Annotated in this window: 29 protein-coding genes; 26 read left to right on the top strand and 3 right to left on the bottom strand. The window is 60.4% G+C overall.

What is annotated here, in order from left to right:
- The first annotated feature begins 410 nt into the window (after positions 1 to 410).
- From NIM86_RS11645 to NIM86_RS11570, 16 genes are all read left to right on the top strand, one after another.
- A complete protein-coding gene (locus NIM86_RS11645) occupies positions 411 to 1,274 on the top strand; it encodes a hypothetical protein (protein WP_253382297.1) in 864 nt (287 codons plus the stop codon).
- 125 nt (positions 1,275 to 1,399) lie between these two features.
- On the top strand, positions 1,400 to 1,720 hold the full coding sequence (locus NIM86_RS11640) for an HNH endonuclease signature motif containing protein (protein WP_253382295.1): 321 nt from the start codon (positions 1,400 to 1,402) through the stop codon (positions 1,718 to 1,720).
- Positions 1,721 to 1,794: 74 nt separating this feature from the next.
- Positions 1,795 to 2,265 carry a helix-turn-helix domain-containing protein gene (locus tag NIM86_RS11635; RefSeq protein WP_253382293.1) on the top strand — a complete coding sequence of 157 codons (471 nt, stop codon included), beginning with the start codon at positions 1,795 to 1,797 and terminating at the stop codon, positions 2,263 to 2,265.
- Positions 2,265 to 4,022 carry a terminase large subunit gene (locus tag NIM86_RS11630; protein ID WP_253382292.1) on the top strand — a complete coding sequence of 586 codons (1,758 nt, stop codon included), beginning with the start codon at positions 2,265 to 2,267 and terminating at the stop codon, positions 4,020 to 4,022. The genes NIM86_RS11635 and NIM86_RS11630 overlap by 1 nt, the downstream gene beginning before the upstream one ends.
- Positions 4,019 to 5,236, top strand: coding sequence for a phage portal protein (locus NIM86_RS11625; protein ID WP_253382290.1), 1,218 nt, complete (start codon positions 4,019 to 4,021; stop codon positions 5,234 to 5,236). Before NIM86_RS11630 ends, NIM86_RS11625 begins: the two co-directional genes overlap by 4 nt.
- Positions 5,233 to 6,129, top strand: a complete 897-nt coding sequence (locus tag NIM86_RS11620; RefSeq protein WP_253382288.1) for a head maturation protease, ClpP-related — start codon at positions 5,233 to 5,235, stop codon at positions 6,127 to 6,129. The genes NIM86_RS11625 and NIM86_RS11620 overlap by 4 nt, the downstream gene beginning before the upstream one ends.
- A 12-nt stretch (positions 6,130 to 6,141) precedes the next feature.
- Positions 6,142 to 7,518 (top strand): phage major capsid protein, encoded by a 1,377-nt coding sequence (locus tag NIM86_RS11615; RefSeq protein ID WP_253382286.1) that lies wholly within the window; start codon positions 6,142 to 6,144, stop codon positions 7,516 to 7,518.
- A 76-nt stretch (positions 7,519 to 7,594) separates the two neighbouring features.
- A complete protein-coding gene (locus NIM86_RS11610; protein WP_253382284.1) occupies positions 7,595 to 7,855 on the top strand; it encodes a hypothetical protein in 261 nt (86 codons plus the stop codon).
- A 3-nt stretch (positions 7,856 to 7,858) separates the two neighbouring features.
- Complete coding sequence (locus tag NIM86_RS11605) at positions 7,859 to 8,500, top strand: hypothetical protein (protein WP_253382282.1); 642 nt, start codon at positions 7,859 to 7,861, stop codon at positions 8,498 to 8,500.
- On the top strand, positions 8,497 to 8,838 hold the full coding sequence (locus NIM86_RS11600) for a hypothetical protein (RefSeq protein ID WP_253382281.1): 342 nt from the start codon (positions 8,497 to 8,499) through the stop codon (positions 8,836 to 8,838). Before NIM86_RS11605 ends, NIM86_RS11600 begins: the two co-directional genes overlap by 4 nt.
- Complete coding sequence (locus NIM86_RS11595; RefSeq protein WP_253382279.1) at positions 8,838 to 9,431, top strand: hypothetical protein; 594 nt, start codon at positions 8,838 to 8,840, stop codon at positions 9,429 to 9,431. Before NIM86_RS11600 ends, NIM86_RS11595 begins: the two co-directional genes overlap by 1 nt.
- Positions 9,431 to 9,841, top strand: a complete 411-nt coding sequence (locus tag NIM86_RS11590) for a phage tail terminator-like protein (RefSeq protein ID WP_253382277.1) — start codon at positions 9,431 to 9,433, stop codon at positions 9,839 to 9,841. Before NIM86_RS11595 ends, NIM86_RS11590 begins: the two co-directional genes overlap by 1 nt.
- Before the next feature lie 27 nt (positions 9,842 to 9,868).
- Entirely contained in the window at positions 9,869 to 10,798 is a 930-nt protein-coding gene (locus NIM86_RS11585) for a phage tail tube protein (protein WP_253382275.1), read from the top strand.
- Positions 10,798 to 10,968 carry a hypothetical protein gene (locus NIM86_RS11580; RefSeq protein ID WP_253382273.1) on the top strand — a complete coding sequence of 57 codons (171 nt, stop codon included), beginning with the start codon at positions 10,798 to 10,800 and terminating at the stop codon, positions 10,966 to 10,968. The genes NIM86_RS11585 and NIM86_RS11580 overlap by 1 nt, the downstream gene beginning before the upstream one ends.
- Positions 10,965 to 11,375 carry a hypothetical protein gene (locus NIM86_RS11575; protein ID WP_253382272.1) on the top strand — a complete coding sequence of 137 codons (411 nt, stop codon included), beginning with the start codon at positions 10,965 to 10,967 and terminating at the stop codon, positions 11,373 to 11,375. Before NIM86_RS11580 ends, NIM86_RS11575 begins: the two co-directional genes overlap by 4 nt.
- 50 nt (positions 11,376 to 11,425) lie before the next feature.
- Positions 11,426 to 11,701: a hypothetical protein gene (locus NIM86_RS11570; protein ID WP_253382270.1), complete on the top strand. Its 276-nt coding sequence runs from the start codon at positions 11,426 to 11,428 to the stop codon at positions 11,699 to 11,701.
- Here NIM86_RS11570 and NIM86_RS11565 read toward each other — a convergent pair.
- Complete coding sequence (locus NIM86_RS11565) at positions 11,698 to 11,979, bottom strand: hypothetical protein (RefSeq protein ID WP_253382268.1); 282 nt, start codon at positions 11,977 to 11,979, stop codon at positions 11,698 to 11,700. The two genes, NIM86_RS11570 and NIM86_RS11565, sit on opposite strands and share 4 nt — an antisense overlap.
- 58 nt (positions 11,980 to 12,037) lie before the next feature.
- Here NIM86_RS11565 and NIM86_RS11560 point away from each other — a divergent pair, with 58 nt between their 5' ends.
- The 10 genes from NIM86_RS11560 (at position 12,038) to NIM86_RS11515 (ending at position 23,920) form a co-directional block, all read left to right on the top strand.
- The gene (locus NIM86_RS11560; RefSeq protein WP_253382266.1) at positions 12,038 to 15,205 is read left to right on the top strand and encodes a phage tail length tape measure family protein; all 3,168 of its coding nucleotides are present in this window, start codon (positions 12,038 to 12,040) and stop codon (positions 15,203 to 15,205) included.
- Positions 15,205 to 15,633, top strand: a complete 429-nt coding sequence (locus NIM86_RS11555; RefSeq protein ID WP_253382264.1) for a hypothetical protein — start codon at positions 15,205 to 15,207, stop codon at positions 15,631 to 15,633. Before NIM86_RS11560 ends, NIM86_RS11555 begins: the two co-directional genes overlap by 1 nt.
- Positions 15,630 to 16,145 carry a hypothetical protein gene (locus NIM86_RS11550; RefSeq protein WP_253382262.1) on the top strand — a complete coding sequence of 172 codons (516 nt, stop codon included), beginning with the start codon at positions 15,630 to 15,632 and terminating at the stop codon, positions 16,143 to 16,145. Before NIM86_RS11555 ends, NIM86_RS11550 begins: the two co-directional genes overlap by 4 nt.
- The gene (locus NIM86_RS11545) at positions 16,146 to 16,544 is read left to right on the top strand and encodes an NlpC/P60 family protein (RefSeq protein WP_253382261.1); all 399 of its coding nucleotides are present in this window, start codon (positions 16,146 to 16,148) and stop codon (positions 16,542 to 16,544) included. It begins immediately after the preceding gene.
- Positions 16,541 to 19,420 (top strand): hypothetical protein, encoded by a 2,880-nt coding sequence (locus tag NIM86_RS11540; protein WP_253382259.1) that lies wholly within the window; start codon positions 16,541 to 16,543, stop codon positions 19,418 to 19,420. Before NIM86_RS11545 ends, NIM86_RS11540 begins: the two co-directional genes overlap by 4 nt.
- Positions 19,421 to 19,435: 15 nt before the next feature.
- On the top strand, positions 19,436 to 21,097 hold the full coding sequence (locus NIM86_RS11535) for a hypothetical protein (RefSeq protein WP_253382257.1): 1,662 nt from the start codon (positions 19,436 to 19,438) through the stop codon (positions 21,095 to 21,097).
- Between the two features lie 273 nt (positions 21,098 to 21,370).
- Complete coding sequence (locus NIM86_RS11530; protein ID WP_253382255.1) at positions 21,371 to 22,672, top strand: N-acetylmuramidase domain-containing protein; 1,302 nt, start codon at positions 21,371 to 21,373, stop codon at positions 22,670 to 22,672.
- The gene (locus tag NIM86_RS11525) at positions 22,672 to 22,953 is read left to right on the top strand and encodes a hypothetical protein (protein ID WP_253382252.1); all 282 of its coding nucleotides are present in this window, start codon (positions 22,672 to 22,674) and stop codon (positions 22,951 to 22,953) included. The genes NIM86_RS11530 and NIM86_RS11525 overlap by 1 nt, the downstream gene beginning before the upstream one ends.
- A 138-nt stretch (positions 22,954 to 23,091) precedes the next feature.
- Positions 23,092 to 23,598: a hypothetical protein gene (locus tag NIM86_RS11520; protein WP_253382250.1), complete on the top strand. Its 507-nt coding sequence runs from the start codon at positions 23,092 to 23,094 to the stop codon at positions 23,596 to 23,598.
- Positions 23,579 to 23,920, top strand: a complete 342-nt coding sequence (locus NIM86_RS11515) for a hypothetical protein (protein ID WP_253382248.1) — start codon at positions 23,579 to 23,581, stop codon at positions 23,918 to 23,920. Before NIM86_RS11520 ends, NIM86_RS11515 begins: the two co-directional genes overlap by 20 nt.
- 20 nt (positions 23,921 to 23,940) lie before the next feature.
- Here the strand turns inward: NIM86_RS11515 and NIM86_RS11510 are convergent, their stop codons facing one another.
- Both NIM86_RS11510 and NIM86_RS11505 read right to left on the bottom strand, forming a co-directional pair.
- On the bottom strand, positions 23,941 to 24,306 hold the full coding sequence (locus NIM86_RS11510; protein ID WP_253382246.1) for a hypothetical protein: 366 nt from the start codon (positions 24,304 to 24,306) through the stop codon (positions 23,941 to 23,943).
- Positions 24,307 to 24,974: 668 nt separating this feature from the next.
- Positions 24,975 to 25,340 (bottom strand): hypothetical protein, encoded by a 366-nt coding sequence (locus tag NIM86_RS11505; protein ID WP_253382244.1) that lies wholly within the window; start codon positions 25,338 to 25,340, stop codon positions 24,975 to 24,977.
- Positions 25,341 to 25,530 lie beyond the last annotated feature (190 nt).

The following is a 25,530-nucleotide window of genomic DNA, read 5'->3' as shown; positions in this document are numbered from 1 at the left end:
ACCCCGCACCCCTTTCGGCGTCAAAGCGCCATGATGGGCCGCAAGGGCCCCTGCAAGTAAGCGTAGCGCGGCAGCGAAATGGGGGTCTGGGGACGCAGGGCATGTAGCAAAAGCTGTTTCCGACCCACGGAAAAAGGGTGCGGGAACAGCAGGTTAGGACGCTAGGGACGCTAGGGACGCAAAGCTGTCAGGTTTCACATGCGCACGCGCGCGAATGATAGGGAATGAAGTCTTGTTGGCGTTCTATATGTAGGCGCGGCTTTGCTTCCCTAGCGTCCCTAGCGTCCCTTGTGTTTTTGGAGTGTTGTTTCTTTTCAATGGTTTGATGAATTTATCAGCGAAAGCTGATGGGTCGATAGAGAGAGAATTTGGGACGCAAGAGCCTGAATTTGGGTCGCAAGGAGAATACGATGACCAGAAAGAGGATGCCGATCGACAGGCTGGCGGCCTGGGCGTTCCGCGAGGAACTGCCGAAAGCGATGGTGGGCGGAAGCAGCGACGCCTTTGGCGGGCGGGCCATGGAAACGCTGGCCGAACTTGGCACGCTGGTCGACCTCTCCAATTCGTTCGGCTGTGTGCCGGACTTTTCCGCCGATCCCGGCGAGCCGCATGGCGACGCGGTGATCTTTGCCGATGCGGTGCGGGCGCTGCGGGACGGCGAAGCCTATCTGCCGGCGATCGACGCCTGCGACTGGCTGGCCGATCTCGACGGGCTGACCGGGGATGAGCGCAGCCGTGCAGCGGCGTTCGGCCATGCACAGGCGCTGCACGGCATCGAGGGGATCGGCCTTGCGACCCTGATCGTCCGCCAGGCCATGCTGGGCCGTGCGCCCGACTGGCGCGGCGTATGGATGGACTTCGATGGAACGGTGGACGAAAAGGCCACGCCGGTGCGGGCATGGAAGACAAGACCGGGCGGGCGCGGCCCGGTCTGGCGGCGGCACGTGGTGGATGGAGCCGGGCAGACCGTGGAGGTGGAGGGCTATGACTACCGGACCATGCGGCCGCGCGCCGGCGCGTGGCGGGCGTCCGAACTGTCGGTCGATCTGGAATGGCTGGTCTCGTCACGCATGGAGCACGATGCATGGGGCGAAGCGCTGGCCGGTATGGTCAATCATCTCGGCGCGCTGATGAATGACCACAACCCGGTCCGGCCCGTAGAGCCGAAACAGCCATGGAACGGGGCTTCGAGAGCGACCGTGCGTGGGATTTCAATAGGGTCTCAGCGGGACAGGGATGGCCGTGGAGGCACTTCGTTGCAAAAATCCGCTTGACATGGCGAGTTGGCTTGACATAGACACGGGACAGATGATCAGGCCCAACGCCTCGCGGTCGACCTTACCGGTCCTGCGGGTCGTTTTCGTTTGGGCGGACGTCTCTTCCGACATTGCGAGGCATCATGGCGAAACTGCACCAGCCACCGGCGCGGATCGGTGCGGTGCCGGCGCGGCTAACTGCGCCGCCCAAGGTAGCCGAGCCGTTCTATCTGTCGCCCGAATGGCGCCGACTGATCGCTGAGATCAAGCGAGAGCGTGGCAATCGTTGCGAAGACTGTGGGGCACGAGGCAGCAAGAACATACGGATCATCGGCGACCACGTCGACGAGATTAGCGACGGAGGCGCGCGTCTCGATCGCCGCAACATCCGCCTGCTATGCACGCCGTGTCACGGCCGGAAGACGGCGCGAGCCAAGCGCGAACGGTCGCGCGGCCAGCGGTAGGGGGGGGTGAAAAGTTCATCGCCTTTCGTACCCCCTGTACCGCTTCCCCTCACATTCGGAGATTTTTTTTCGCCATGACTGAAAAATCCGATGTCGATCCGTCTGTCGAAGGTGAGACGGACCTTTTCGGCGCGCCCATCAACCAGGTGCGCGAGCGTTGGGGCCGTCCGTCCTACAAAAAAGACAAAGAAAACCAACAGTTCGTCGCCTTGCTCGCGGCGAATGGCTGGCCTCAGGAACGCATTGCTCGCCGGATCGGCTGCTCGGTGCCGACGCTCCGCAAGAATTTTTTTCGAGAGTTGGAGGCCGGGCGTGACATGATTGAGGGCGATCTTCTGACGCTGCTCTTCGCCAAGGCCCGCGCCGGCAATGTCGGCGCCATCAAGCAGTTGCGCGAACAGCTGGCTTTGGTGCCGCCGAGCGAGCCCCGCGTCACCGAACTCAAGGAAGAGAAACTCGGCAAGAAGGAGCAGATGGAACGCGACGCCGGGGCTCCGCCGGAATCCTGGGCCGAAGCGCTCTCGCCGAACGGCGTCGCCAACTGATGAGCCTTCACGTCGGCACGATCGATGCGGATGCAGCGCTGCAGCCGGTCGATCTGTCATGTCCGGACTGGCTCGACCGGCTCCGCGCCGGCAAACTGCCGGTTCGCGACGATCTGCCGCTGAACGATGGCGAAGCGCGGCGCGCCGCGGCGGTGTTCAACCGGCTGCGGTTGCCCGACGTGCCCGACCAGCCGACCATGGCCGATGCGGCGGGACCGTGGGCGCGCGAACTGATCCGGATCATCTTCGGTTCGGTCACGCTGTCGGCCGAAGGAACGGTGAAGGGCAGGCTGATCCGCAAATTCTTCTGGCTGGTGCCGAAGAAGAATGCGAAGACGACCAATGGCGCGGCGATCATGCTGACGGCGCTGCTGCTCAACCGGCGCCCGCTGGCGGAGTTCCTGCTGGTCGGCCCGACGCAGGAAATTTCCGATCTCGCCTTCGCCCAGGCCGCAGGCATGATCGCGGCCGACCCGGAGGGCTATCTGCAGAAGCGGTTTCACGTCCAGGAGCACCGCAAGACGATCATCGACCGGACCAACAAGGCCCGGCTGAAGATCAAGACGTTCGATACGAAGGTGATGACCGGCTCCAAGCCCGTCGGGGTGCTGATCGACGAGGTGCATGAGCTGGGCAAACTGCACTATGCCAGCAAGGTGCTGGCGCAGATCCGCGGCGGCATCATCGCCAACCCCGAAGGGTTCATCATCTACATCACGACGCAGAGCGACGAACCGCCCGCAGGCGTCTTCCGGACCGAACTGGATTATGCCCGAGCCATCCGCGACGGCGAGGTCAAGGGCGATCTTCTGCCGATCCTCTATGAGATGCCGGTCTCGATGCAGGCCAACAAGGAAAAGCCGTGGCGCGACCCGGAGAACTGGCCGATGGTGCTGCCCAATCTCGGCCGTTCGATCACGTTGCCGACGCTACGCGCCGAATTCGCCGAAGCGGACAAGAAGGGGATCGAGGAACTTTCGATCTGGGCGAGCCAGCATCTGAACATCCAGATCGGCATCGCCCTTTCGAAAGACCGGTGGGCCGGCGTCCAGTACTGGCCCGGCGCGGTCGATCCGGAACCGATCACCGTCGAAAGCCTGATCGAGCGGTGCGAGGTGATCGTCGCCGGCGGCGATGGCGGCGGCCTCGACGATCTGTTCGGGCTCTGCCTCTGCGGACGGGACGCAATCACGAAGGACTGGCTGTTCTGGTTTCACGCCTGGGCGCACAAGGTGGTGTTCGAGCGCCGCAAGGATATCGCGGACGCCCTGATGGGTTTCGCCAATGATGGCGACCTGACCATCTGCGAAAGCGGCGATCAGGATTTCGACGAGGTCGCGGCGATCCTGGCGCAGATCTATGAGGCAGGGCTGTTTCCGGAAGAGCACGGCATCGGCCTCGACCAGGTCGGCGTCTCGGGCATCATCGATGCGGCGGAAGAGGCCGGCGTTCCCTCGAAACTGATGAGTTCAGTGGCGCAGGGGTTCCGTCTTTCCGGCACGATCAAGGGTTTCGAGCGCAAACTAATGGATGGCAGCGCATGGCATGACGGATCGCCGCTCATGACGTGGTGCGTCGGCAACGCCAAAACCGAATTGCGGGGGAACGCCTTGCTGGTGACCAAGCAGATTTCCGGTTCGGCGAAGATCGACCCGCTGATCGCCGGGTTCAACGCCTTCCATCTGATGTCACGGCATCCCGTGGCGTCAGGGAATGCGCCCTCGGTCTATGAAGAACGCGGGATTTCGGTGCTGTGAGACTGGTTCCAGCCTTCATGCGGTCGAAAAGCGAACGCCCGGCAGCGGATGCGGGCTATGCGCTGACCGACCCATATCTCGCGGAACTGTTGCGCGGCGAATCCGCCACAGCGTCGGGTGTGACGGTGACCATCGATCAGGCGCTGAAGAACACGACCGTGATGCGGTGCGTTTCGCTGACGAGTTTCGCGATCGGGCGCCTGCCGCTGCATCTCATCGATGCGGAGACGAAGGAGAAGGCGAAAGACCATCCATTGTTCCGTCTGCTGCACCGGCAGCCGAATCCCTGGCAGACGGCATTTGAATTCCGCAGCCTCCTGCAGCAGCGGGCCCTGCAGCATGGGGACGCCTATGCGCGGATCGTCCGCAATCCCGGCAAGTCCGTCATCGCGCTGGTGCCGCTGCCGACCCGCGAAGTCACGCCTCGGCAGAAAAGCGACTGGTCGCTGGAATATGTCTGGCAGCCGCCGAAGGGCGAAAAGAAGGTCTTTTCAGCGCGTGAGGTCTTTCATCTGCGCTACGGGATCAGCGAAGACGGCATTCGCGGCATTTCGGTGGTCAGGCAGGCGGCCGAGGCGATCGGGCTCGCCCTGCAGGCTGAGCGTGCGGCGGCCCGGATCTTTGCCGAAGGCATGCTTGCCGGCGGAAAGCTCAAGCATCCGAACGCTCTGTCGCCGGAAGCGCGGGAGCGGCTCCGGGCGTCGATGGAAGCCTATGCTGGCGCCGGCGCTGCCGGAAAATGGCTCGTCATGGAAGAGGGCATGGATGCCGAGCCGTTCGGCTCCGACGCCCAGGGCAACCAGCATCTGGAAACGCGTCAGCACCAGATCGAGGAAATCGCCCGTCCGTTCGGCGTGCCGCGTCCGCTTCTCGGCGTCGACGATACGAGCTGGGGGTCGGGCATTGACGTGCTCGGCCAGTTCTTCGTCCGGTATGGGCTCGATCCGTGGTTCGAGGCATGGCAGCAGGCGATCGCCCGCGATCTGTTCACCGATCGGGAGCAAGACGAACTGGAAGCCAAGTTCAATGCCGGCGCTCTTCTGCGCGGATCGATGAAGGATCAGGCGGACTTCTTCGCCAAGGGTCTCGGGGCCGGGGGGCATCAGCCCTTCCTGCACCAGAACGAGGTTCGCGACTGGCTCGACATGCCGGCGCGAGAAGACCTGCCGGAACGGGCGACCGCCGCCAAAATGACAGAGGAAAAGCAGTCATGATGCATCATCGTCCGCCGCGGGCCATCACCGGACCGGTTTTCGCGCGTTCACGGCCGTCGGCCTTGCCGATGCCTGCCAATCGCGAGGTGCTCGCCTTCACCAAGGAAGAGGTGATGAACCGCTGGAGTGCCGATCTCTCTGGCGTTCGCGCGCTTTCCCAGGGCGACAATGTGATTACCATGTTCGACGTGATCGGCGAGGACTGGTGGACCGGCGGCGGGGTGACGGCGAAGAAGGTCGCCAGCCAGCTTCGCGCGATCGGCGATCGGCCGGTCGAGGTCCAGATCAATTCGCCCGGCGGCGACATGTTCGAGGGGATCGCGATCTACAACGTCCTGCGCGAGCATTCGCAGGAAGTGACGGTCAAGATCATGGGTATGGCCGCATCGGCCGCTTCCGTTATCGCGATGGCCGGCGACCGAATCGAAATCGGCGCGGCCTCCTTCGTCATGATCCATAATTGCTGGGTTCTGGCGATCGGCAACCGGCACGACATGGCGGAAGTGGCCGAATGGCTGGAGCCGTTCGATCAGGCCATGGCCGACCTCTACGCCCAGCGTACCGAACAGGATGTCGCGCAGATCGGCAAATGGATGGATGCCGAGACCTATATGAGCGGGACGCTCGCCGTCGATCGCGGTTTCGCCGACGAACTGCTATCCGCCGACAGGATGGTCGAGGACGAAGAGGCCAAGGCCCGCGCTTTCGCGAACAACGATGTCCGCTCGACGGAACTTTCCCTGGTGCGCGCCGGACTTTCCCGATCGGAAGCCCGCGCCCGCATCAACCGAATCAAGGGCACGCCCGGCGCTGCCCCTGAAGCCACGCCTGGCGCTGGCGATACCGACTGGTCGGCCCTGAGTGCCGGCCTTCTGCAAACCATCAGAACCTAAGGAGATCGACCGATGAGAAAATCGGGCCTTCTGTGCGCCATGCTGTGCCTTTTCGCCGTGGCGCTCTTTATCGTCGGAGCATCCGACACCGTCGCCCATGCCATGAGTGCGGCTGCACCCCTCTCGATGGCGATGAGTCTTCCGTTGCCGCGGGCCATCACCGGAACCGTGATCCGCGCCAAGGCTGAAGACGATCCAAAGATCGTCATCGCACAACTCAACGCGGCGTTCGAGGAATTCAAGGAAGCGCACGACAAGCGCCTCGATGCCAAGGCGGACGACGTCGTTCTCGCCGAAAAGGAAGAGCGCATCAACGCCGCGATCAGCGATCTGCAGTCTTCGGTCGACAAGCTTTCCATCGACCTTGCAGCAGCCCAGATGGGTGCCGGCGATGGCAAGCAGATCGACGATCCGGCCTTCACGGAAGTGTTCACCAAATATTTCCGTACCGGCAAGGGCGAGGACGAGGTCGAGGCGCAGCATAAAACAGGGCCTCGCGCCGCAATGACGCGGGGCACCGATGCTGATGGTGGTTATCTGGCGCCCGTCGAATGGGACCGGACGATCACGCACCAGTTGCGCGAGGAATCGCCCATTCGCCAAAATGCCAAAACTGTCACCATTTCCGGCGCCGGATATCGATCGCTCTACGCCACCGGCGGGACCGGCTCGGGCTGGGTCGGAGAAACGGCGGCGCGTCCGGCGACGACCACGCCGCAGCTGGCCCCGCTCGACTTCGGCGTCGGCGAAATCTACGCCATGCCGGTGGCGTCGCAGGTGCTTCTCGAGGACAGTGAGGTCGATATCGAGCAGTGGCTGGCCGACGAGGTGGAATACGAGTTCTCCAAGCAGGAGAATATCGCCTTCCTGTCCGGTGACGGCACCAACAAGCCGACTGGCGTGCTGACCTATGTGAACGGTGCGGCCAATGCGGCCAAACACCCTTATGGCGCCATTCCGGTGGTGGCATCCGGCGCATCCGGCGCACTCAGCGCCGACGGGATCATCGATATCATCTACGATATCCCGACGACCGGGCGCCGCAATGCGAAGTTCTTCGCATCGCGCGATTTTGCCAAGGCGGCCCGGAAACTGAAGGATGGTGATGGCAACTACCTCTGGCAGCCGTCCTTTCAGGCCGGTCAGCCTTCGCTGCTGAGCGGTGAGAGCGTGGTCGAGGTGCCGGACATGCCGGTGGTCGCCGCCGGCAATATCGCCGCCCTCTATGGCGATATGGCGCAGACCTATACGGTCATCGACCGTCTCGGCATCCAGATCCTCCGCGATCCCTACACGAACAAGCCGTTCGTGCAGTTCTACACGCGCAAGCGTGTCGGCGGCGGCGTCCACAATGTCGAATATATGCGCGCCCTGAAAATCGACGCGTAACGAAAGCCACGGCTGATCACAACGGGCGGCTCATGGCCGCCCGTTTCATGAGCCGTGCCAGCAAAGGAGACATCCCATGGCAAAGACGACGAAAAAGACGACCACGACGCCGGCCTCGCCGAAGCCGGCGACCGAATTCACGCCCGCCGGCGCGCCTGTGCAGACCGTGACCGACGTCGATGCGAGCCATCCGGCGGTCGACAATGACCCGCGCGCCGATACGAGCGCCGAGCAGAACGCGATCGACTTCAACGATCCGAACAAGAGCGGCGAGGATGCGGTGGCCGAAAACCTCGGCATGAAGACCCGCAAGGAAGCCACGCAGGACGACAGGTAAGCCATGCACGGCTATCCGCCCGTTCTGAAGACGGCGCCGGCGACAACGCCGGTGTCCGTCGCCGATCTTCGCGGCTATAGCGGCATCGGCGACGATGTCGACGACGCCGTGATCACGGCGATGATCGAGGCGGCGACCGCGACCATTGACGGCTGGAGCGGCATTCTGGGACGGGCGATCGTGTCGCAGACATGGACGCAGGATTTCGACCGGTTCTCGCGCGAGATAATCCTTGCGCTGCCGGCGCTTTCGGTGAGTTCGGTCGAGTGGAAGGCCGCCGACGGAACGACGGTGACTAATGTATCGTCCGACGATTATGATCTGGAGCATCTGGCGGGCGGATCGGCAGTCGTCTTTCCGACAGCATTTACGCTGCCATCCGGGCTCTATGGCCGCCGGGCCGTGACCGTCGAATTCGTCGCCGGCTATGGTGTCAATGCGGCCGATGTGCCCGCGCCGATCCGCCAGGCGATCAAGATGATGGTCGCCGACATGCACCGGCTCGGCAGTGCCGACGGCGTGATGCGGAACGAATCGGTGGAAGGGGTCGGTTCGACGTCCTGGTCGAGCCCGGACCTGGTGGCCGAAAGCACGCGAAAGCTGATCGACCGGATGCTGTCGCCCTACAGGATATTCTCGATATGACGCCCGCCCGTGCGATCGCGATGCTCGACCGGCAGATCGCCCGCCATGGCGAAACCGTGACGCTGAAACGCGTGGCGCCGAACGCTCCGGCGGTGACGCACGACGTCAAGGCGTTCATGCGCGGCTATTCGGCCGAAGAACTGATCGGCGGGATCGCCGCCGGCGACAGCGAAATAGCCCTGTCGCCGACCTCGCTGGCGGGTAGCGCGTTCGAAGCCGCGCTGCCGGAGCGCGGCGACCAGGTCACTGCGGCGGGTCGGCTTCGGCGGATCGAGTTCGCCGTGCCGGTGCGTCTCGACGGAACGCTGGTGCGGATGAATTTGACGGTGCGCGGCTGATGATCACGGCGAAGATCGAACCGTTCGACATCAACACGGTGCTGCCGACGCGCGGCAGCGATGAAGAGCGCAGCCGCATGCTGGCGTCGTTCGCCCGCGAGCAGTTGGGCGAGGCGCTGGCGCGGAACACGGCATCGGCAGGATCTGCGCCACGATACGAGAAGACAGTGGATCACCGACGCGGCGCGCCGGAGGAGAGCGTCAAGCCCGACGGCGTGATCGTCTATGAATTCGAACTGGTCTCCGGCATCCTGGAATGGATCGGCGACATGCTGGTCAAAAACAGCCCGGTGCTGACCGGACGCTATGCCAGGAGCCATATCGTTCTCGCCGATGGCATCGAAACCGACCCGGCGATGCCCGAGGCTGAAGCGCGTGAATATGTGTTCCTCAATACGGTGCCGTATGCGCGGAAGATCGAGCGCGGCCTGTCGGCGCAGGCGGCGGACGGTGTCTATCAGGGCGTTGCGGTGATGGCCTCGAAACGCGCGGGCAATATCGCGCGCATCCGGTTTTCCTATCGGACGCTTGCCGGCGGTTCGCAGAAAGACAAGGCTGCGCGGCAGCCGGCAATCGTGGTGGTTCCCTACTGATGGCCCGTGTCGCCGCCGCGGAAGCCTTCGAGACGCGTCTTGCGGGCGGATGGTCGCACGGGGCGATCATTCCGGAAAACGCCGACAGCATGACGCCCAGCGACGGCGCGGCGTTCCTCTATGTCCATTTTCCGGTGGCGCGGAGCGAGCAACTGACCTTCGGCACGCCGGGGCAGAACGTCTTCCGCGAGGAAGGGGCGTGCCGGATGGTGATCCATGTGGCGCAGAACAGCGGCCTCGACGCGGCGCGGCAATGGGCGAGCGAACTGATCGACCTGTTCGCCGGGGCTGCCTTCGACGGGGTGGTCTGCCGGGCCATCGACGGACCGGCCACCGACAACAGCAATGAGAACGGCGTCTATTACCAGCTCGCCGTCGCCGTCGCCTACGAATTCGACTTCACCGCCTGAACGGCGCATCCAGCCAAGGAGAACGACATGCCTTTCGCACCGACATCCGGGGCGCGGTTCGGCTATGTGGCCGAAGCCACGTTCGGAACGACGCCCGCCACGCCGACCTTCCTGCCGATCCGGGCGACGGGGGCGGGCCTGCGCACCAACAAGTCGACCGTCGTGTCGGAGGAAATCCGCTACGACCGGAACATTTCCGACGAGCCGCAGACCGGCCAGGACGTCTCCGGGGCGTATAATTTTGAACTGTCCTATGGCAGTTTCGACGATCTGATCGCCGCGGCGCTGTTCGGCTCCTGGACCAATGATGTGGTCAAGAACGGCATCACCGACACCTCCTTCACCATCGAGGAGACGTTGCGGGTCGACGGCGCGCTCGACACGTTCTCGCGGTTTACCGGCGCGATGATCAACCAGATGAGCCTTTCGGTCACCGCCCGCGAGCGCGTGACCGGCTCCTTCGACATGATGGCGCAGAAGGAGGAACTGGCGAGCGCGATCATCACCGGCGCGACCTATACGGACCCGTCGACCGAGCCGATCCTGACGGCCTCGTCGCATGTGGCCGATCTGACGGTCGCCGGGGACGCGGCCATCAAGGTGCGCTCGCTGAGCCTGCAGATCGCCAATAATCTGCGGACGCGCCCTGTGGTCGGCTCGCTCTATTCGGAGCAGTTCGGCTGGTCGGACTGCGACGTGACAGGCACGATCGAGGCCTATTTCCAGAGCAATGCGCTGCATCAGCAGGTGCTGAATCATGGCGGCGGGGCGCTGTCGTTCACAATCGGCTCGGAGGCGAACAAGAAATACGCCTTCTCGCTGCCGAAGATCATCTTCCTGAACGGCGAACGCCGGCTCGGCGGCAAGAATGACGACGTGATGATGAGCATCCCCTTCCGCGCCGTGTATGACGACACGCTGGCCGCTTCGGTCGGTATCACACGGGCGGTGGCGTGATGAAAAAGGTCGTTATCCGCGAAGGGTTCACCGGCTATCCGACCGACAAGGGCGGAGCCACGCATTTCAAGGCCGGCGAAACGGTGTCCGTTTCGGACGAATTCGCCGAGCTGATCATCGGCAAGGGCCACGCCAAGGCCGCTGAAACCAAGAAGGACAAGGACGCATGAAGCTTTCCGATTTGAAGCGCGACAGCAGGGCGATCCAGGAAGGGGGGTGGATCGACAATCTGCCCGGCATGCCTGGTTTGCGGCTCAAAGTGCGCGGCTATCGCTCTCCTGCTTATCGCCGCGTGCGGGCGCGCCTGCTGCGCGACCTGCCGCGCGAAAAGCAGATCCCGATGATCGATCCTGTTGATGAGGACCGGATCGAAGGTGAGGCGCTGGCCGACGGTATTTTGGTCGACTGGGACGGAATCGATGGCGAAGACGGAAAGTCGTTGCCATACAGCGCAGAGACGGCGCGAACGCTGCTGACCGATCCAGACTATGAGGCCCTGCGCGCCGCCGTCCAGCTCGCCGCCGCGCAAATGGGCGAACGTCTCGCTTCGACTGAGGAGGCGGACGCAAAAAACTGACAGCGGCCCTGCGCTGGCACCTGGAATGGGGCGAGCGAAGGGCCTTCCTCATGGAACTGGCGTGGGGTGGGGAGGTGGTTCCGGCGCTGATCAACGAGCCCTCCCTCTTGCCGGGGCTCGATTTCGTGTTCGAGGCTTTCTTCCGGCTCAGTTCCGACCGGCCCGTTTCGCAAGGTGATCATGGTCCGATCCCCTATCGATCGGTGATGCATGAAGCCGAAGGGATGGGGATGGGCGTGGAAGAGGCCAACTGGTTCCATGCGCTAATCCGCGCGATGGATAACGAATATCTGGACTGGCTGCAAGAGCAGCGGCCGGGGTACTAGTTGACGGTTATTCTCTTCCATCCCTGAAGGATCATGCACTGTTCTATGAATTGGTCTTCACGGACTGAATTATTTATCGCATTGCCAAGATGAGAACCGATCACAAAACCCGGCGTACCAACTGCAGTAACTCCACGATTGGTCATCGGCGCAAGTATCTTACACTGAGCTTGTGCGTATTCCAGAGAAGGCCCCATACCAATTCGGGTATAAGTGAAGCTTTGAGCCTGGCAGCCGCACAGAACCAACGTTGCGGCGATGTACACCTTGCGTTTCAAACGCAGACCCTCCTCTTTATTTTGATAGCACCTACTTTTGGCTGGGGAGTCAACCGAGTTGTCGACAAGTCTTGAGCAAATCCGGACGCTGACCGTTCGCGGCCAGGCGTTTGGCCTGGAGGAGGTGCGCCACGAACTGGAGCGGGTGACCGGCGCGCAGGAAAAGGTGGCGACCACATCGGAGCGGTCGTCGCGGCGCCAGCTCTCGGCGGCGAACGCGCTAAAGAGGGTCGAGGCGCAGGCGGACGGCGTGACGCGGGCTCTGCAGAAATATGAACGGTCGATGGCGACGCTGGACCGGGCGCAGGAACAGGGGATCGTCTCGGCCAAGCGCTATGCGGACATCCAGAAGGGGCTCCAGACCGATCTGGTGGTTAACGCGTCGCGAGCGCAGCAGCGAATGGAAATGCGTGCGCTGGCGATGCAGCGGGCGCTGGCGCCAAAGGGGATCGCCGCGGCGAATGAGCAGTTGCGGTTGACCAATGGCCAGATGCTCAATCTGGGCCGGCAGGTGCAGGATATCGGGACGATGCTGGCGCTCGGCGCTTCGCCTTTCCAGATCCTCGCGACACAGGGCGCGCAGGTCTATGATGCGCTGGCTTCCGGGCCGAAGGGCGTTCGAGGCTCTCTGCAGGCAATCGGCACATCAATGATGGCGCTTCTGACGCCGACCAATCTGGTGATCGCCGGGCTGACGGCCGCAGCTGGCGCCGGGCTCTATTTCACCACGCGCACGGAAGACGAGATCAAGCCGCTCAATGACGCCATGGACGAACATGCCGCGACGCTGAGGCGCGTAGCGGATGCCTATGGCATTGCCGCCAAGGAGGTCGAAGGGTATTCCTCCCGCGCGACCTCTCTTCTCGCTATCCGATCGTCTCGCGCCGAACTCGAATTGTCCGCGCGCAACGAGTTGAATGAACAGTTCAAGCCAGGCTATTTCAATTTCGGCGTTCTCACGCCCGCTATTGGTACTGAAGGTCAGTATGGGCAGGTCGGCGTCGCGGACCGTTTCAAGGCTTTCGAGGGGCCGTTGTTGCGGCTCAACGCCGAGATGGAGCGGGGAAAAGGCAATGCCCGCGCCTTCGTCGAGGAAGTCGCAAGGATCGCCAATCTTGATCCATCCAACAAGGAATTGCAGCGCCTGGCCGCCGAACTTATCGAGATGGCAAAAGCCGCCGCTGACGCCCAAGCTCGCGTGGCCTCCCTGCCAGAGGCTGTTGATGACGCGATGCAGGCCCTCGCGCGGGCGCAATCCATGCGCAAAGCGTTTCAGGATGCCGTGGGAGACCTCCGCGGGCTTACGCCGGATAACCGCACTGAGCTGCAACGGGTCGACGCGGCCTATCAGGCTGCGCTCGCTTCGTCTGCCAATCCGACCGATAATCGACGCGCGGCGCTGGCAAAAGACGCGGCGCTGGCCGCCATCGCGCAGCGGGATGCGATCGAGAAGGCCAAGCGTATCGCCGAAGAGCAGGTGCGGCTCGACGAAGAGCGGGCGCGCCAACAGCAATCGATCCTGACCGGATTGCAGGAGCGCGCCGTCGCCTATCAGCATGAAGCGGTCGCGCTCGGCATGACGGAAGAGGCCGCCGCGCGATACCGCGAAGTCGTGGAACTGACCAATCGCGCCAAGGCGGACGGGCTCGGCATCTCGATGGAGGAACGCGCGCTGATCGACCAGGCGCTCGCCGCCTATGATGCCAGAGCAGCGGCTGACCGATTGCGACTGGAAACGGAAAAACGTATCAAGGCCGAACTGGACGCTCAGAAGAAGGCGCTGGAAGAGCAGCGCAAGGCAATGGAGGACGTCCGCGGCATCGGCGAGTCCTTTATCGACAAGATCATTGGCGGCGATCTGAAGGGTGGCTTGCAGGGTCTGCTAGGTGACATCACCAAGCAGATGCAAGAATACACCGCCAACGGCGTAAAAAATACGCTCTACGGCACGGATTATCCCACGCTCGATACAGTCGGTGGCTTGGGTGGGTTCCTCGGTATTCTGACGGGTCAACAGCGTATCCAGACCGCCGCTGCGATGCAGGTCAATGCCGGCGTGGTGAATATCGGCGGATCGGGCATCGGTGCATTCAATCAGCTTCTCTCCGGCGGCGACCCTTGGGGCGGGTTGCGTGGCTCAGGTGGTGGCGGCCTAGCGGCGATCAACGACAATTTCGGGGTCAGCCGATCCGGTGATCCTGTATCGGCTATCAGTGGGATGCTGGGGTTCTCCGAGAATGGCTCCGGACGATCTCAAATCAACGGCTTCATGCGCGCCAATGGCGTTGACATTGACGCGGCCTACACCGCGTGGTGCGCCGGGTTCGTCAATAGCGCCCTGAAGTCGGTTGGCGTTGATGGAACGGGGTCGCTTGTCGCGAACTCTTTCCTCAATTGGGGTCAAGGCATTGACGCCTCGTCAGCACTTCGTGGCGACGTTCTGGTCAAGTCGCGTGGCCTCGGCTCGAATCAGACTGGAGGGCATGTCGGATTTGCCACTGGTCAGTCGCGAATGTCCGGTGCCGGGCTGCAATTGCAAATGATCTCCGGGAACCAAGGCGATGCCGTTTCGAAAACATGGGAGAATGCGGCCGACCTTACGGTGCGCCGTGCTGTAGGTGGCCTCGACAAAACCCTGAACGGCCAACTTGTGCCCGGCATGTCGAACGTCGCCGGCAAGTTCGGGCAGGGCTTCACGTCCGCGCTTGATCAGGTCGTCCAAGGCGTCGGTGGTCAAGGCGGCGGAGGCGGGGGCTTCGGCGGACTGCTCGGCGGTCTATTCGGTGGCGGCATATCGTCGCGTGGCATGAGCATCGTCGCGAGTTCGGGACCGGGGCTTTACGATAAGGGCGGCTATACCGGCCCCGGCGGACGACATGAACCGGCGGGCATCGTCCATCGCGGGGAGGTGGTTTGGTCGCAGAACGATGTCGCCGCCGCGGGCGGGGTCGGCATGGTAGAAGCGATGCGGCTTGCGCGCCGCGGCTACGCGGCGGGCGGCCCGGTCAGCGGCGCCGGCAATCGCTCGATCGCGGGGGTCAACGTCAATGTCATCAACAGCGCCCCGGGCGTCGAGGTCGATGCGGTTACAGGCACGGACGGTCAGCCCGCCCTCAATGTGAAGATGGCGGACGGCGTGGTCGCAAGAGCTATCAGCAAGCCCGGATCTCGATCCAATCGACAGCTGCGACGCATGGGCGCTTCAGCGCCTCTGGGGCGTTACTGATGGCGCTCGCAATCTGGCCCGAAGAGGAACTGCCACGTCCCGCGCGAAACGGTTTTCGCGAAGAGAATGGCGAGGGACGACGTCTGTTCATGCCGGATGACGGGCCACCTCTGTCGCGAAAACGCCGTTCCCGCGTTGTCGATACGATCGCCCTAATCCTTGATGTGACGAACAATCAACGCGCGCGGATCGAGCGATTTGTCAATGATGAACTGGACGAGGGCAATGATTTCTTCATTATGCCGGACTGGTCGCGCCATGAGATTCCGATGCTCACAAATAACGGCCAGGTCATCACAGACGGTGATGGGAATACCATTCTGTTGTCGGCTTACATGATCGCGATGTTCGACGAAGGCGGGTTGCCATCCTACGCTCCAAGGGGCGTCGATTGGCAGGTCTCCATGCGTATTCTGAGAATGCCATGAGAACGGTATCGCTCAACTATCGGCAGATGCTTGACGCACCGATCACGACCGAATTGCCTGTCTTTCTCATTTATATCGACCATGACGACCTTGATGCGCCGATCCGCCTGTCATCCGATCCGACAACACGGATAACCGACGACCCGCCTCGCTATGCGACCTATTCGACATGGAAGACGGATGACGGATCGCCATTCCTTTTTGCTGGGCTGGGCGTCAAGCTACCTGAAGACAAGGACGACGCCCCACCGCAATCGGCGATCACGTTCACGGGGGCGGACGCCGCATCGAAAGCTGCGCTCCGCGCCGTTGAGGGTCGTGCTTCAGTATCTCTTGCCGTCGTTCTGGCCGGTTCGCCGGACGTGTTGGAAGCTGAGTTTCTCGGCATGGAACTGGTTTCTGCGACTTTCGAACCTGACGTGACGCTCACCATCGAAAGCGATGCGCTTCACGAGTTGCCGTGGCCGTACCCACGCATGACCAAAGACCGCTTCCCGGCGCTCTTTAGATAGATGAAGTGGCACGAACGTTACCTATCCCTGCCCTTCAAGGCGGGGGGCCGAAGCATGGATGGGGCGGACTGCTACGGCCTTGTCTATCTCGTCTTGTCGCATCGCGGGTGTGCCGTTCCGGTGCATGGCGGCGAATATTCGCTGGACGTAGCGGAAACGTCCTCACTTCTGGCCGATGGCATCAAGGCGGATTGCTGGCGGCGCGTCGAAATAGAGAAGCCATTTGATGTGGCTGTGTTCAAGCGCGGCGCGTTCCCGGCCGATCATGTCGGGATCGTCGTGAGACCTAGAACGATGCTCCACACGCAAAGCGGCGATGTGGCGCACCTTGAAAACTACCGCACCCGCAAATGGGAGCGCCGGCTTGTCGGCTTCTATCGTCACGAGGCTCTGTCATGATGACCGAACCGATGGTGAAAGTTACCGTTGCGCATCCGTTCGGGCCGGAGGGCGCGCGCTCGGTCATGGTGCCAGCGGGCCAAACCATAGAAGGCATGATCCGACAGGCAATTCCGGGCCATTTCGATGATACAAAGGACCGGCTGTCCATATCGCTGGCCTCGCAGGGCGGATCGACCGTTCTTTCGCGAGATGTGTGGCGAAAGACCAAAACAAGGCCCGGCGTCGAAGTTCGCATCACCGTCACGCCCGGCGAGCCAGCCTCTCTTATTGGCGCTGCCGTGTCGGTCGCCTCGGCAGTCGCTGGCGGCTCTCTCGGCGCAACAGCCCTCGGCACGGTAGGCGCATCACTTCTTGCGACGGGTATTTCGGTCCTCGGCTCGTTGCTGGTCAGTCTCCTATTCGCGCCGAAGCAGGAAAAGCAGAAAGAACGCAAGGAAATCTATCGGATCGAAGGGCTGCAAAATCAGACCCGCCGGAACGAACCGATCCGCTCCATTCTCGGCAAGATCAGGGTTTTCCCGGATTATGTCGTAGAGCCCTACACTGAAATCGCTGGCAACATTCAGTACATCCGCGCCGCCTTCATCGTAGGCCTTGGTTCGCACGTCCTGACGGAAATGAAGATCGGCGATACCGATTTAGACGATTTCAACGATGTTGAATACGAAGTCATTCAGCCCGGCGATAGCAATCTGACGCTGATAACGGACAGCACCATTGAAAATCGCTACGGCGTTGAGTTGCTATACCGGAACCCGAATGGTGCTGGCAATATCGAGGACAATGCCGTTCCGACGCCGGTCAAGCGCACCACGGCGGGCAATATCACGTCCTTTACCGTCATTGTCGCGTTTCCGAGTGGGCTGCGCAATGTCGATGACGAAGGAGACAGCAGCCACAAGACGGTTAGCTGGAAGGTCGAATATCGGATTGAAGGCGAGACGGCTTGGACGTTGGGTCGGAGCGTCTCAACGCGCGAGAAGTCCATCGATCCATTCTATCGATCCGTCACTATCGATGTGCCGGTACGGGGGCGCTACGAAGTCCAGGTCACACGCACGAACAGGGAAGACGGCAACCCTGAAGACCCGGACACGATCACCTTCGTGTCGCTTCAGTCGCATCGTCCCGAATATCCCATCAACACCGATTTGCCACTGACGCTTATCGCTATTCGCATCAAGGGGACGCATCAGCTTCAAGGGACACTGGACGCCTTCAACCTCGTCGCTTCCCGTCTTTTGCCGGATTGGGATGGCGCGGCATGGACGGAAGGTGAGACGAGCAACCCCGCCAGCCATTATCGCCATGTTCTCACGGGCGGCGAAGGTGTCTATCCGGTATCGGAGGGCTTCGTAGATGACGCTGCTCTAGTCGATTTTCACGATTTTTGCGCAACCAAAGGCCTGAAGCACGACACGACATTCGAGGATGAGGCATCCCAGCTAGAGCGCATGGCATCGGTGTGTTCCGCTGGCCGCGCCGCACCGCAATATGACGGCGACAGATGGTCCGTGATTATCGACCGTCCGTCCAATCTCGTGGCCGATCACTTTTCACCGCTGAACGTTCGTAATTTTCAGGCGGAGAAGATTTGGCCGCGCTACCCGGATGGATACCGGGTCGAGTTTCTGGACGCAGCAAACAATTATCAATTGTCCACCCGTGTCATACCGTGGCCGGGGAAGGAGAATGCCAGTCTCGATCTGATTGAAGACCGCCCGTTGTCAGGAAAGACAGACCCGGATGAAGTCTGGATCGAAGCGCGCCGGGCCATGTACGAGGTCATTTTCCGAGATGAGTTCTATCGCTTCGAAACAGATGTTGCACTCCGCCAATCTCAGCGCGGGGACATTGTTAGAATATCCCATGAAACGCTGAACATCACGCATTACTACAGCCGGGCAGCGGGCATCAGCGGCAACACGCTTTATCTCACCGACCCGGTTCTGATCGAAGATGGTGAGAGCTATCAAATCCGGTTTTTTCTAGAGGATGGAACCTCGGTCACTACCGATGTCACGGGCAGTATCGGCGAAGTCGCTATTCTGAGCATGGCAGGTGACGACATGCCGATTGCGGGCGAAACCATTCTGTTCGGCAAGGTCGGCGAAGAAACAGTAGAAGGCTATGTGGTCGAAGTCGAGCCGGGCGAAGACGACACGGCGACCTATGCCGTTGTGCCGTTCGCGCCTGAAATCGACATTCAGACGGATCTAGAAACGCCGCCGCCATGGTCTGGAATCGTCGGCGATGAGGTCAGCGCGCCGCTCGGCGCACCGGGCGTACCCGAAATTATCGATGTCAGCACATCGGCGGATGGCGAACTGACCTTCGTCATTCGAGACGACCCAACATCTCTTTATCGCGCCTCAACATTCGAACTCGATTGGCGTTTGGCCGGCACGACGCCATGGAACACCGAAACGACCTTCGTGGCGTCCGGCTCGGTGGTTGTAGATGGATTCAGTGTGGCTGACGATGTTGAGCATCGCGCGCGTGGAATAACGTCGGCGGGAACGGCAGGAGCATATACCGCCATCAATACAGCCACGGTCGCCGACCTGACTGTCACGCCGCTTGCCGAGCCCATCGGCATCAGCCTTTCCGATGAAGGCTCCGGTGATGTCGCCGTTACTGTCACGGCAGGTAATGATACGAGGATTACCGGGATTCGCATCTATCGTGCGGCGGACGGCGATACATTCAATGATGCTGTGCAAGTCGGTTCCGACATCGCGGCAAACGGCAACTCTATCCGGACCTATACCGACAGCCCCGGTACGGGAGACTGGCAGTATTGGGCCGTTGACATCTCAAACACGACCGACCCGTCCGATGCAGCGGGTCCGGTAACAATCACCATCGTCTAAGATCGAGGGGTAGCCATGGCTATCAATTCTGGTGTCGCAACCGGGAATGTCCCGGCCGCGCTCGGCAATGCTGTTGTCTCAAGCGTCTTGGTTAATCTCTCCGTGGGAGGAAGGGATGCCACCGCAAGAGTTTCGCTCGAAAATTTGAAGGCCGTTCTTGACGGGGCTGATCTTCCGGAAATCTCCTTGACGGCGGGCAATTTCGGCATCATCCCAAACGTAACTGGCACCCTGGCCGATCGCTCAAACTATGATGACCAAGCCGAAGGCTTCGTCTATCTGGCAACCGATCAATCACCGTTTCTCTTTAGCATTAGAGACGACAGCCAGCCGGGGGGCTGGATTGAGCAGCCTGATGTTGTCGCGCTGGGCAATGCGGCGAAAGACGCCGCCGAAGAATGGGCCAATAACGACGAAGACGATCCGGTGAGTGTAGCCGCTGGCGGGGATGGTGTTAGTGACTTTTCCGCCAAGCACCATTCTCTAAAGTCGGAAGGATATGCAGCTACGGCTCTCGCCGTTACTGGTCTGTTGCGTCTGGCTAATGTCTCGACCTTTCTGTCGGATAATAATTCATTATTTAGTTATTCTGGTGGGGGTGGAGCAACGGAAGTCTCTGCCGGAGCGCCGTTCGTTTTCTTGGATGGCGGATTTATGTTCGAGGTCGTCGCACCCGCAGCGACCGAATTTGACATTCAAAGTGCTGGAGGCGTCAAAGTCAAATATGTCAGCGGCGGATTTGTAGGCGACGCGGAGGGGAAGGTCCGGTTCGTTGCCGGTATTTTTCGGCAAGACTCGCAAAATTCTGGCTGGTACGTCCTCGATAATGCGAACCACACGCCGATTGGTCTCGATCCAGATACGCCAGTGGAGGAAGTAGACGGAGATATTAAACTTAATTACGCCTTCACCGCCGAGAAAGTTCTGTCTCTCGTTTTCACGCCGGACGAAGGCTATGGCAACACCGAATTAACATTCGGCGCTTCCGTTGGTAAAAGCAGCGCATTGCTGTCTCTCTATCATCCCTTCTGGATCAGAACGTCCGGCACGGGGGCTGTCTCCCACAGTTATTTCGGGACCAAGGGCGGCGATTGGGATGCTGTCAACGATGCGGCGGCAGGCACATGGACAGTCACCCATCCGACCGAGACGCATAATGATGCGTCAGGATCGGTTGTTGCGATTGAAAAATACGGCGAAGACACGGGTATAGACGACTGGAAAACGATAAGCCGCACGAAAGGCGGTTTTGTCATTGGCGCCCGACAGCCTATCGCAGGCAAGACCAACGGCGCGTCCGTCCTCTCGGATAATGTCGGGCCTCAAACGGTTTCCTGGGACGGCGTGAGTACAATGACGATCACGCATCCAACGTGCGCTTCATCCTACGGCGCTTCTGTCACATCGACCAACCCACGTTATCATGCGGCTGTGACCAACTCGGGAAAGACGAGCATAACCGTCCAGTTTTACGACGTTTCGACCGGAGCGCTTTACTCCGGCGCCAGTGCGCCGGCCAATGTGCAGTATAGCCGCAACTCGATGGCGGCGACGTCACTGACCGGCGGCGGAAAATTCAAAGCCGAGCGCCTCGGTCGTTGTAAGGTTGACGCCGCAAATGTCGCCGACGCTTCAAGTAATATCTGGTTCTTCGGGGCTTTCCTGATCGCTCCCTGACGCATGGGTCGATGCCACCAGCGCAACGGTTTGATTTTCATACTGTATCACTGAAATCGTAGGAGGCCATCATGGTCAATCAACGTGCCTATTCGGCGCGCCAGCGGAGCAATGCCCCATACAACTGACCGCCGAACATCTGAACAAGATCGCGAGTATGGCGGCGAGGCTGCAGCATGAGAGGTCTGACAGGGAAGATACAATACCCACATGGCGATCAGCCTAGTATCTAGAACTTTCCACTCTTTCTAAAACAAGCACTGGGGACCGATCATGGTCATTCAATCTCTTGGAGATTTCCGAGGGCCGGCGAAGCGTCTCGATGACGTTGATTTGCCCAAAATCGCGCATCGCATCGGTGTCGGTGAAGATGAGTTGCACGCCGTCATGGATGTCGAGACATCCGGTACTGGTTTTCGGAAGGACGGCTCTCTCCAGCGGCTGTTTGAACCGCACATCTTCTACCGGGAACTCGGTCCGGGGCAAAAACGCGATCTCGCAGTTAAGAGGGGTGTCGCGTACCCCAAGTGGAACCCTAGAGGATACGCGAAGAACGACGAAAAGTTTGCAATCGCTTATTCCATCGATCCAGATGCAGCCATCCGCGCCACGTCGTGGGGATTTGGTCAGATCATGGGCTTCAACGCTCGCCTGGCTGGATATGAGACAGCCGAACAAATGGTTCGTCACTTCCTGGAGGATGAAGAGCATCACATCAACGCGATGGTGACATTCATCATCAATGCTGGACTCGCTCCGGCATTACGCCGCCATGATTTCCGAGCCTTCGCCCGAGGATATAACGGCGCAGCCTACGAGGCGAATGGCTATCATCTTAAACTGGCTTCTCGTTTCGCCTATTGGCAGAAAAAACGAGATACGCCGTGGTCTCCAGACGTGAAGGTACCGCCGCGGACGAAGCAGATCGAGTCCAGCATTATCCTTCAAAGGGGCGACCGAAGCGATGCGGTAAAGGCGCTACAGAAGGCTCTCAACGTTTTGGGCTACGACGCTGGGCGCACCGACGGTATCTTCGGCGCATTGACTGAGGCGGCCGTCAAACGGTTCCAGGCCGATCACGACCTTCTCGTTGATGGATGGGTTGGTGACAAGACCAAGATTGCCATCGGCGCCGCGCTGAAGAGAAACAAGTCAGAGCCGGCAAAAACTCCGCTTCCACCTACAAAGATACCAGAAATCACAAAGCGTCCGACCGAGGTTATCGAGGACGAATTGCGAAAGCGCGGCAGCCGGACCATCAACGGGTCAGATGAGGTGAAGGAAAAAGCCGATTCGTTGAAGGAATTAGCGCGCAAACATTTCCGCGACACGATTGGCAAACTGATCGCTGGCGGTACACCGCTCGCCATTATCGGAGCGCTGTTTGATTTTCTGAAGGAGAACCCTTGGATTATCGCCGTTTTGATCGCAGTCGCGGTTCTCGGCTTTCTCTATTTCGAATGGAAGCAAAGCCGGGTGGCCTCTCAGACCGCTAAAATCGCCGATGAACAGAAAGTCGTGGCCGAGAAGATCGCTATTGCCCGTGTCGACGACGCCATTATGGGGGTTCGATAATGCTCGTTTTCCTCAGAGCACTTCCTGGCACCGTCGCTGGCTTCGTGGGATTTGCAGCAGGAGCGTTCATTACGCTCGGACTCGCTGGCATTTATGACGCAACCTTCGACGATCCAGCGGTCAGGCGAGCGGAGCGCGCCGAAACAATTGCCGCAGAGGCTGAGCGCGCCCACGATCTTATCCAGAAGATGGAGCAGGACAATGCGGAAATATCCAACCTTAGCAGCCGCGATCTTTGCCTTGAACTTTCTCGTGGGCTGCCGGAGCACGCCTGCGACTGAAGGTGCAGGGTTTCAAATGATGACGCCGAAAGCTGAGACGGCGGCGGTGATTGCCAGGACCGACCCACTATTCGGGGGGCAAGTCGCTTCCAACAATCGCGCGTGCGGTCGATCACCGGCATGCCGAAAGTGACTGCCATGCCAGATCTTAACAATATTGCAATGCGGGACGCGGAGCCGGTCAAGGTTCGACATCAGACAATCGGCTCTTCGATCTATGCCCTTTGGGAGCAGTATCTTTACGGTGACGGATGGCGCCTGGTCGAAATCGTCATGGGAACATGGGTCTTGCTGCGCGGTCTGTCGATCTTATTCATGGGGGGGATGGATGCGAACTATTACAGGGCCTTTCCGCTCAGCTCTGAAATTGCACTATGGGGTCTTCTGGCCGTTGCGATAGGTGCCGGTCGAATTTGTGGCACTATCATCAATGGTAAGTGGAGCAGATCTCCACGATTGCGCTGGTTCGCCGGTGTAGCCGCAATGGCCTATCAGGGGATGCACTTCGTCATCTTTGCGCAACTAGGCCTGACTCTGATCGCTATCGGCTATTTGTTCTGGACGGTCCTTGAGGCGGCCGGTGTGATCCGATCCACCATCGATATACGCAGAAAGCAATCTGATTATGCCGCAGTGGGCCATTGATCTTCTGGGTAATCCGGCGGTCATAACCGCTATTGGTACGGGTTTCGTCACGCCAATTCTCACATTTCTGGCGTATGTCTTCATGCGCCGGTCGCCGCCGAAAACACCTGTCGCGTATGATGCGCGGGATCTTCCCGACCACCCGCTGCTGGTTTCAGCAAAGGTACACCTGGTTGATGAGCATGTGAAAGAGATTGCCGCGATCAGAAAAACCGCTATGGCGACCCTTGATACGGCTGAGAAGATACATAGTGCCGGCGCCCACCGAGACGACCAACTTCAACTCATCCAGGATCGGTTGGATCTGCTCATGAGGAAATAACCAAACGATCCAGCCAGTGTTTATTCCGCCGTCTCCTGATTGGAGTCGGCGGTTTTTTTATGTCCTTGAATCAGTTTCTGCGGCTGAGTTCTCGAACCCAATAAAGGCAGCCCGGACGCGTCAAGCGTATCGAGCATATCCTGTTCCCACTGGCGTTCCCGCTCTTGCCGCTTCTTCTCCATTTCCTCGGCAGCCGCGTCGTATTCCATCTGATCGCGCGATTTCTGAAGGATGAAGGTATGGCGATCATACAGCAGAGCGATCAGAATGATGATCACGAGAATGCAGAAGGTCGCGGCCATCGGCTCCGGCACGATCATCAACAGCCTGTCCAGGATGTCGCCCTGCTTGTCTGCGACCTGCAGTTCGGTAATGCGTTCTTCCACGGCCAACTCCCCGTTCGTTGAGTGGCCACCGGAGGGATTGACCTCTGGTGACCGGGGAGTTGATAAGCCGCGTAGAGGCGACCGTCGCGACCTTTAGGCTTGCGCCCTGAACATACGCCGCGACCTCCCCGGCCATAGCGGACGAGGAGGTTTTTATACGGTCTGTCGACCGCTCTACGAGGGGTTATCATGCCCCAGGCCGTTTTTCGCGACGACCCAAGGGCAGGGATAGGAAATTATGGCAAGAATGGGAAGGGGTTCCTGCGATAAAACGCGAGGGCCGATCTAAACAGTTTGTCGCTGTATGCACATTGCGCTATGTGTGCCAGGCTTGGATACTGCCTTCATCGTTCAGCCGTCTGGAGTTTGTGGCATCTGCTACATGAGGGCTGGTTTCATTTCGGTCGGTACCCTTCCGTCCCCGGCGATTGATCGAGGCCGATAGTCGCGTGGACATCCTTCGACCCGCATTCCCCGCAGACGAGTCGCCGTGCGATGATATGGATTTTCTGGTCGCCGTGCTCTTCGATTATCTTCGGCAAGTCCAGCTTATCTGAGCCGCCGCAACACTTGCGCCATACATTCACGCTGTGACCCATCTCGATAAGCTGGGAGAGGGTGTTGCTGTTGATCGGGCGGCGGGTCATGGCGCATTGTGGGCTGCCCGCCTATGCGTCGTCACGCTTTTTCGTGGAGAGGTCCGGATAATGGACGGCGAGGCCGATCTCTTCGCGGCCCATCGGCTCGGACGATGCCACGATCATCACGGCATGGCGGAGCGCGTCCATCCGCTGGCCCGTCACGGCGCAGAGTGGACCCAGTCGATCCTGGGCTACGTGGATACGCCAGTCCGGGTGCAATTCCTGAAGAGCATCTCTGACCTCATTCATCGCGTCGGCGATGCGCCGGCTTGGATCCATCTTCGGCCGCGCGGGCGCCGAGAGCGGCGTCATCAACGCCATTGTCGCAACGCCACCGGCCATAATCCGAAGCGCCGCTCGTCGCGCCGGGGCGGGTTTGTCTCTCTGCCTCATGCAGATCCTCCCGTCTATCGTCCCTGCATTCAACACTAAAGTCGTATGCGGTGATTTCTATATATGACCTAGCGGCAATTTGACTAAAGTCGCAGATACATTCGCGGTACCTTGATTGGACCGGTCGGTTTTGGGAATTTTGTCGTGCAACGTTGGCTTACCGGCCATAAATAGGGAGCCATTGGGACAC

It is taken from the genome of Notoacmeibacter sp. MSK16QG-6 (assembly GCF_024158145.1).
Lineage (GTDB): Bacteria > Pseudomonadota > Alphaproteobacteria > Rhizobiales > Rhizobiaceae > Notoacmeibacter.
Note: the sequence above shows the minus strand (reverse complement) of the source record. Positions and strands in the feature narration are given on the sequence as shown.

Bases quoted from the DNA above. Each gene is read 5' to 3' on its own strand.
- NIM86_RS11505 (WP_253382244.1), bottom strand. From the start codon at position 25,340: ATGAGGCAGAGAGACAAACCCGCCCCGGCGCGACGAGCGGCGCTTCGG.
- NIM86_RS11585 (WP_253382275.1), top strand. From the start codon at position 9,869: ATGCCTTTCGCACCGACATCCGGGGCGCGGTTCGGCTATGTGGCCGAA.
- NIM86_RS11580 (WP_253382273.1), top strand. From the start codon at position 10,798: ATGAAAAAGGTCGTTATCCGCGAAGGGTTCACCGGCTATCCGACCGAC.
- NIM86_RS11620 (WP_253382288.1), top strand. From the start codon at position 5,233: ATGATGCATCATCGTCCGCCGCGGGCCATCACCGGACCGGTTTTCGCG.
- NIM86_RS11515 (WP_253382248.1), top strand. From the start codon at position 23,579: ATGCCGCAGTGGGCCATTGATCTTCTGGGTAATCCGGCGGTCATAACC.
- NIM86_RS11530 (WP_253382255.1), top strand. From the start codon at position 21,371: ATGGTCATTCAATCTCTTGGAGATTTCCGAGGGCCGGCGAAGCGTCTC.
- NIM86_RS11540 (WP_253382259.1), top strand. From the start codon at position 16,541: ATGATGACCGAACCGATGGTGAAAGTTACCGTTGCGCATCCGTTCGGG.
- NIM86_RS11595 (WP_253382279.1), top strand. From the start codon at position 8,838: ATGATCACGGCGAAGATCGAACCGTTCGACATCAACACGGTGCTGCCG.
- NIM86_RS11545 (WP_253382261.1), top strand. From the start codon at position 16,146: ATGAAGTGGCACGAACGTTACCTATCCCTGCCCTTCAAGGCGGGGGGC.
- NIM86_RS11570 (WP_253382270.1), top strand. From the start codon at position 11,426: ATGGAACTGGCGTGGGGTGGGGAGGTGGTTCCGGCGCTGATCAACGAG.
- NIM86_RS11575 (WP_253382272.1), top strand. From the start codon at position 10,965: ATGAAGCTTTCCGATTTGAAGCGCGACAGCAGGGCGATCCAGGAAGGG.
- NIM86_RS11520 (WP_253382250.1), top strand. From the start codon at position 23,092: ATGCCAGATCTTAACAATATTGCAATGCGGGACGCGGAGCCGGTCAAG.
- NIM86_RS11555 (WP_253382264.1), top strand. From the start codon at position 15,205: ATGGCGCTCGCAATCTGGCCCGAAGAGGAACTGCCACGTCCCGCGCGA.
- NIM86_RS11610 (WP_253382284.1), top strand. From the start codon at position 7,595: ATGGCAAAGACGACGAAAAAGACGACCACGACGCCGGCCTCGCCGAAG.
- NIM86_RS11600 (WP_253382281.1), top strand. From the start codon at position 8,497: ATGACGCCCGCCCGTGCGATCGCGATGCTCGACCGGCAGATCGCCCGC.
- NIM86_RS11645 (WP_253382297.1), top strand. From the start codon at position 411: ATGACCAGAAAGAGGATGCCGATCGACAGGCTGGCGGCCTGGGCGTTC.
- NIM86_RS11615 (WP_253382286.1), top strand. From the start codon at position 6,142: ATGAGAAAATCGGGCCTTCTGTGCGCCATGCTGTGCCTTTTCGCCGTG.
- NIM86_RS11640 (WP_253382295.1), top strand. From the start codon at position 1,400: ATGGCGAAACTGCACCAGCCACCGGCGCGGATCGGTGCGGTGCCGGCG.
- NIM86_RS11635 (WP_253382293.1), top strand. From the start codon at position 1,795: ATGACTGAAAAATCCGATGTCGATCCGTCTGTCGAAGGTGAGACGGAC.
- NIM86_RS11550 (WP_253382262.1), top strand. From the start codon at position 15,630: ATGAGAACGGTATCGCTCAACTATCGGCAGATGCTTGACGCACCGATC.
- NIM86_RS11525 (WP_253382252.1), top strand. From the start codon at position 22,672: ATGCTCGTTTTCCTCAGAGCACTTCCTGGCACCGTCGCTGGCTTCGTG.
- NIM86_RS11630 (WP_253382292.1), top strand. From the start codon at position 2,265: ATGAGCCTTCACGTCGGCACGATCGATGCGGATGCAGCGCTGCAGCCG.
- NIM86_RS11590 (WP_253382277.1), top strand. From the start codon at position 9,431: ATGGCCCGTGTCGCCGCCGCGGAAGCCTTCGAGACGCGTCTTGCGGGC.
- NIM86_RS11605 (WP_253382282.1), top strand. From the start codon at position 7,859: ATGCACGGCTATCCGCCCGTTCTGAAGACGGCGCCGGCGACAACGCCG.
- NIM86_RS11535 (WP_253382257.1), top strand. From the start codon at position 19,436: ATGGCTATCAATTCTGGTGTCGCAACCGGGAATGTCCCGGCCGCGCTC.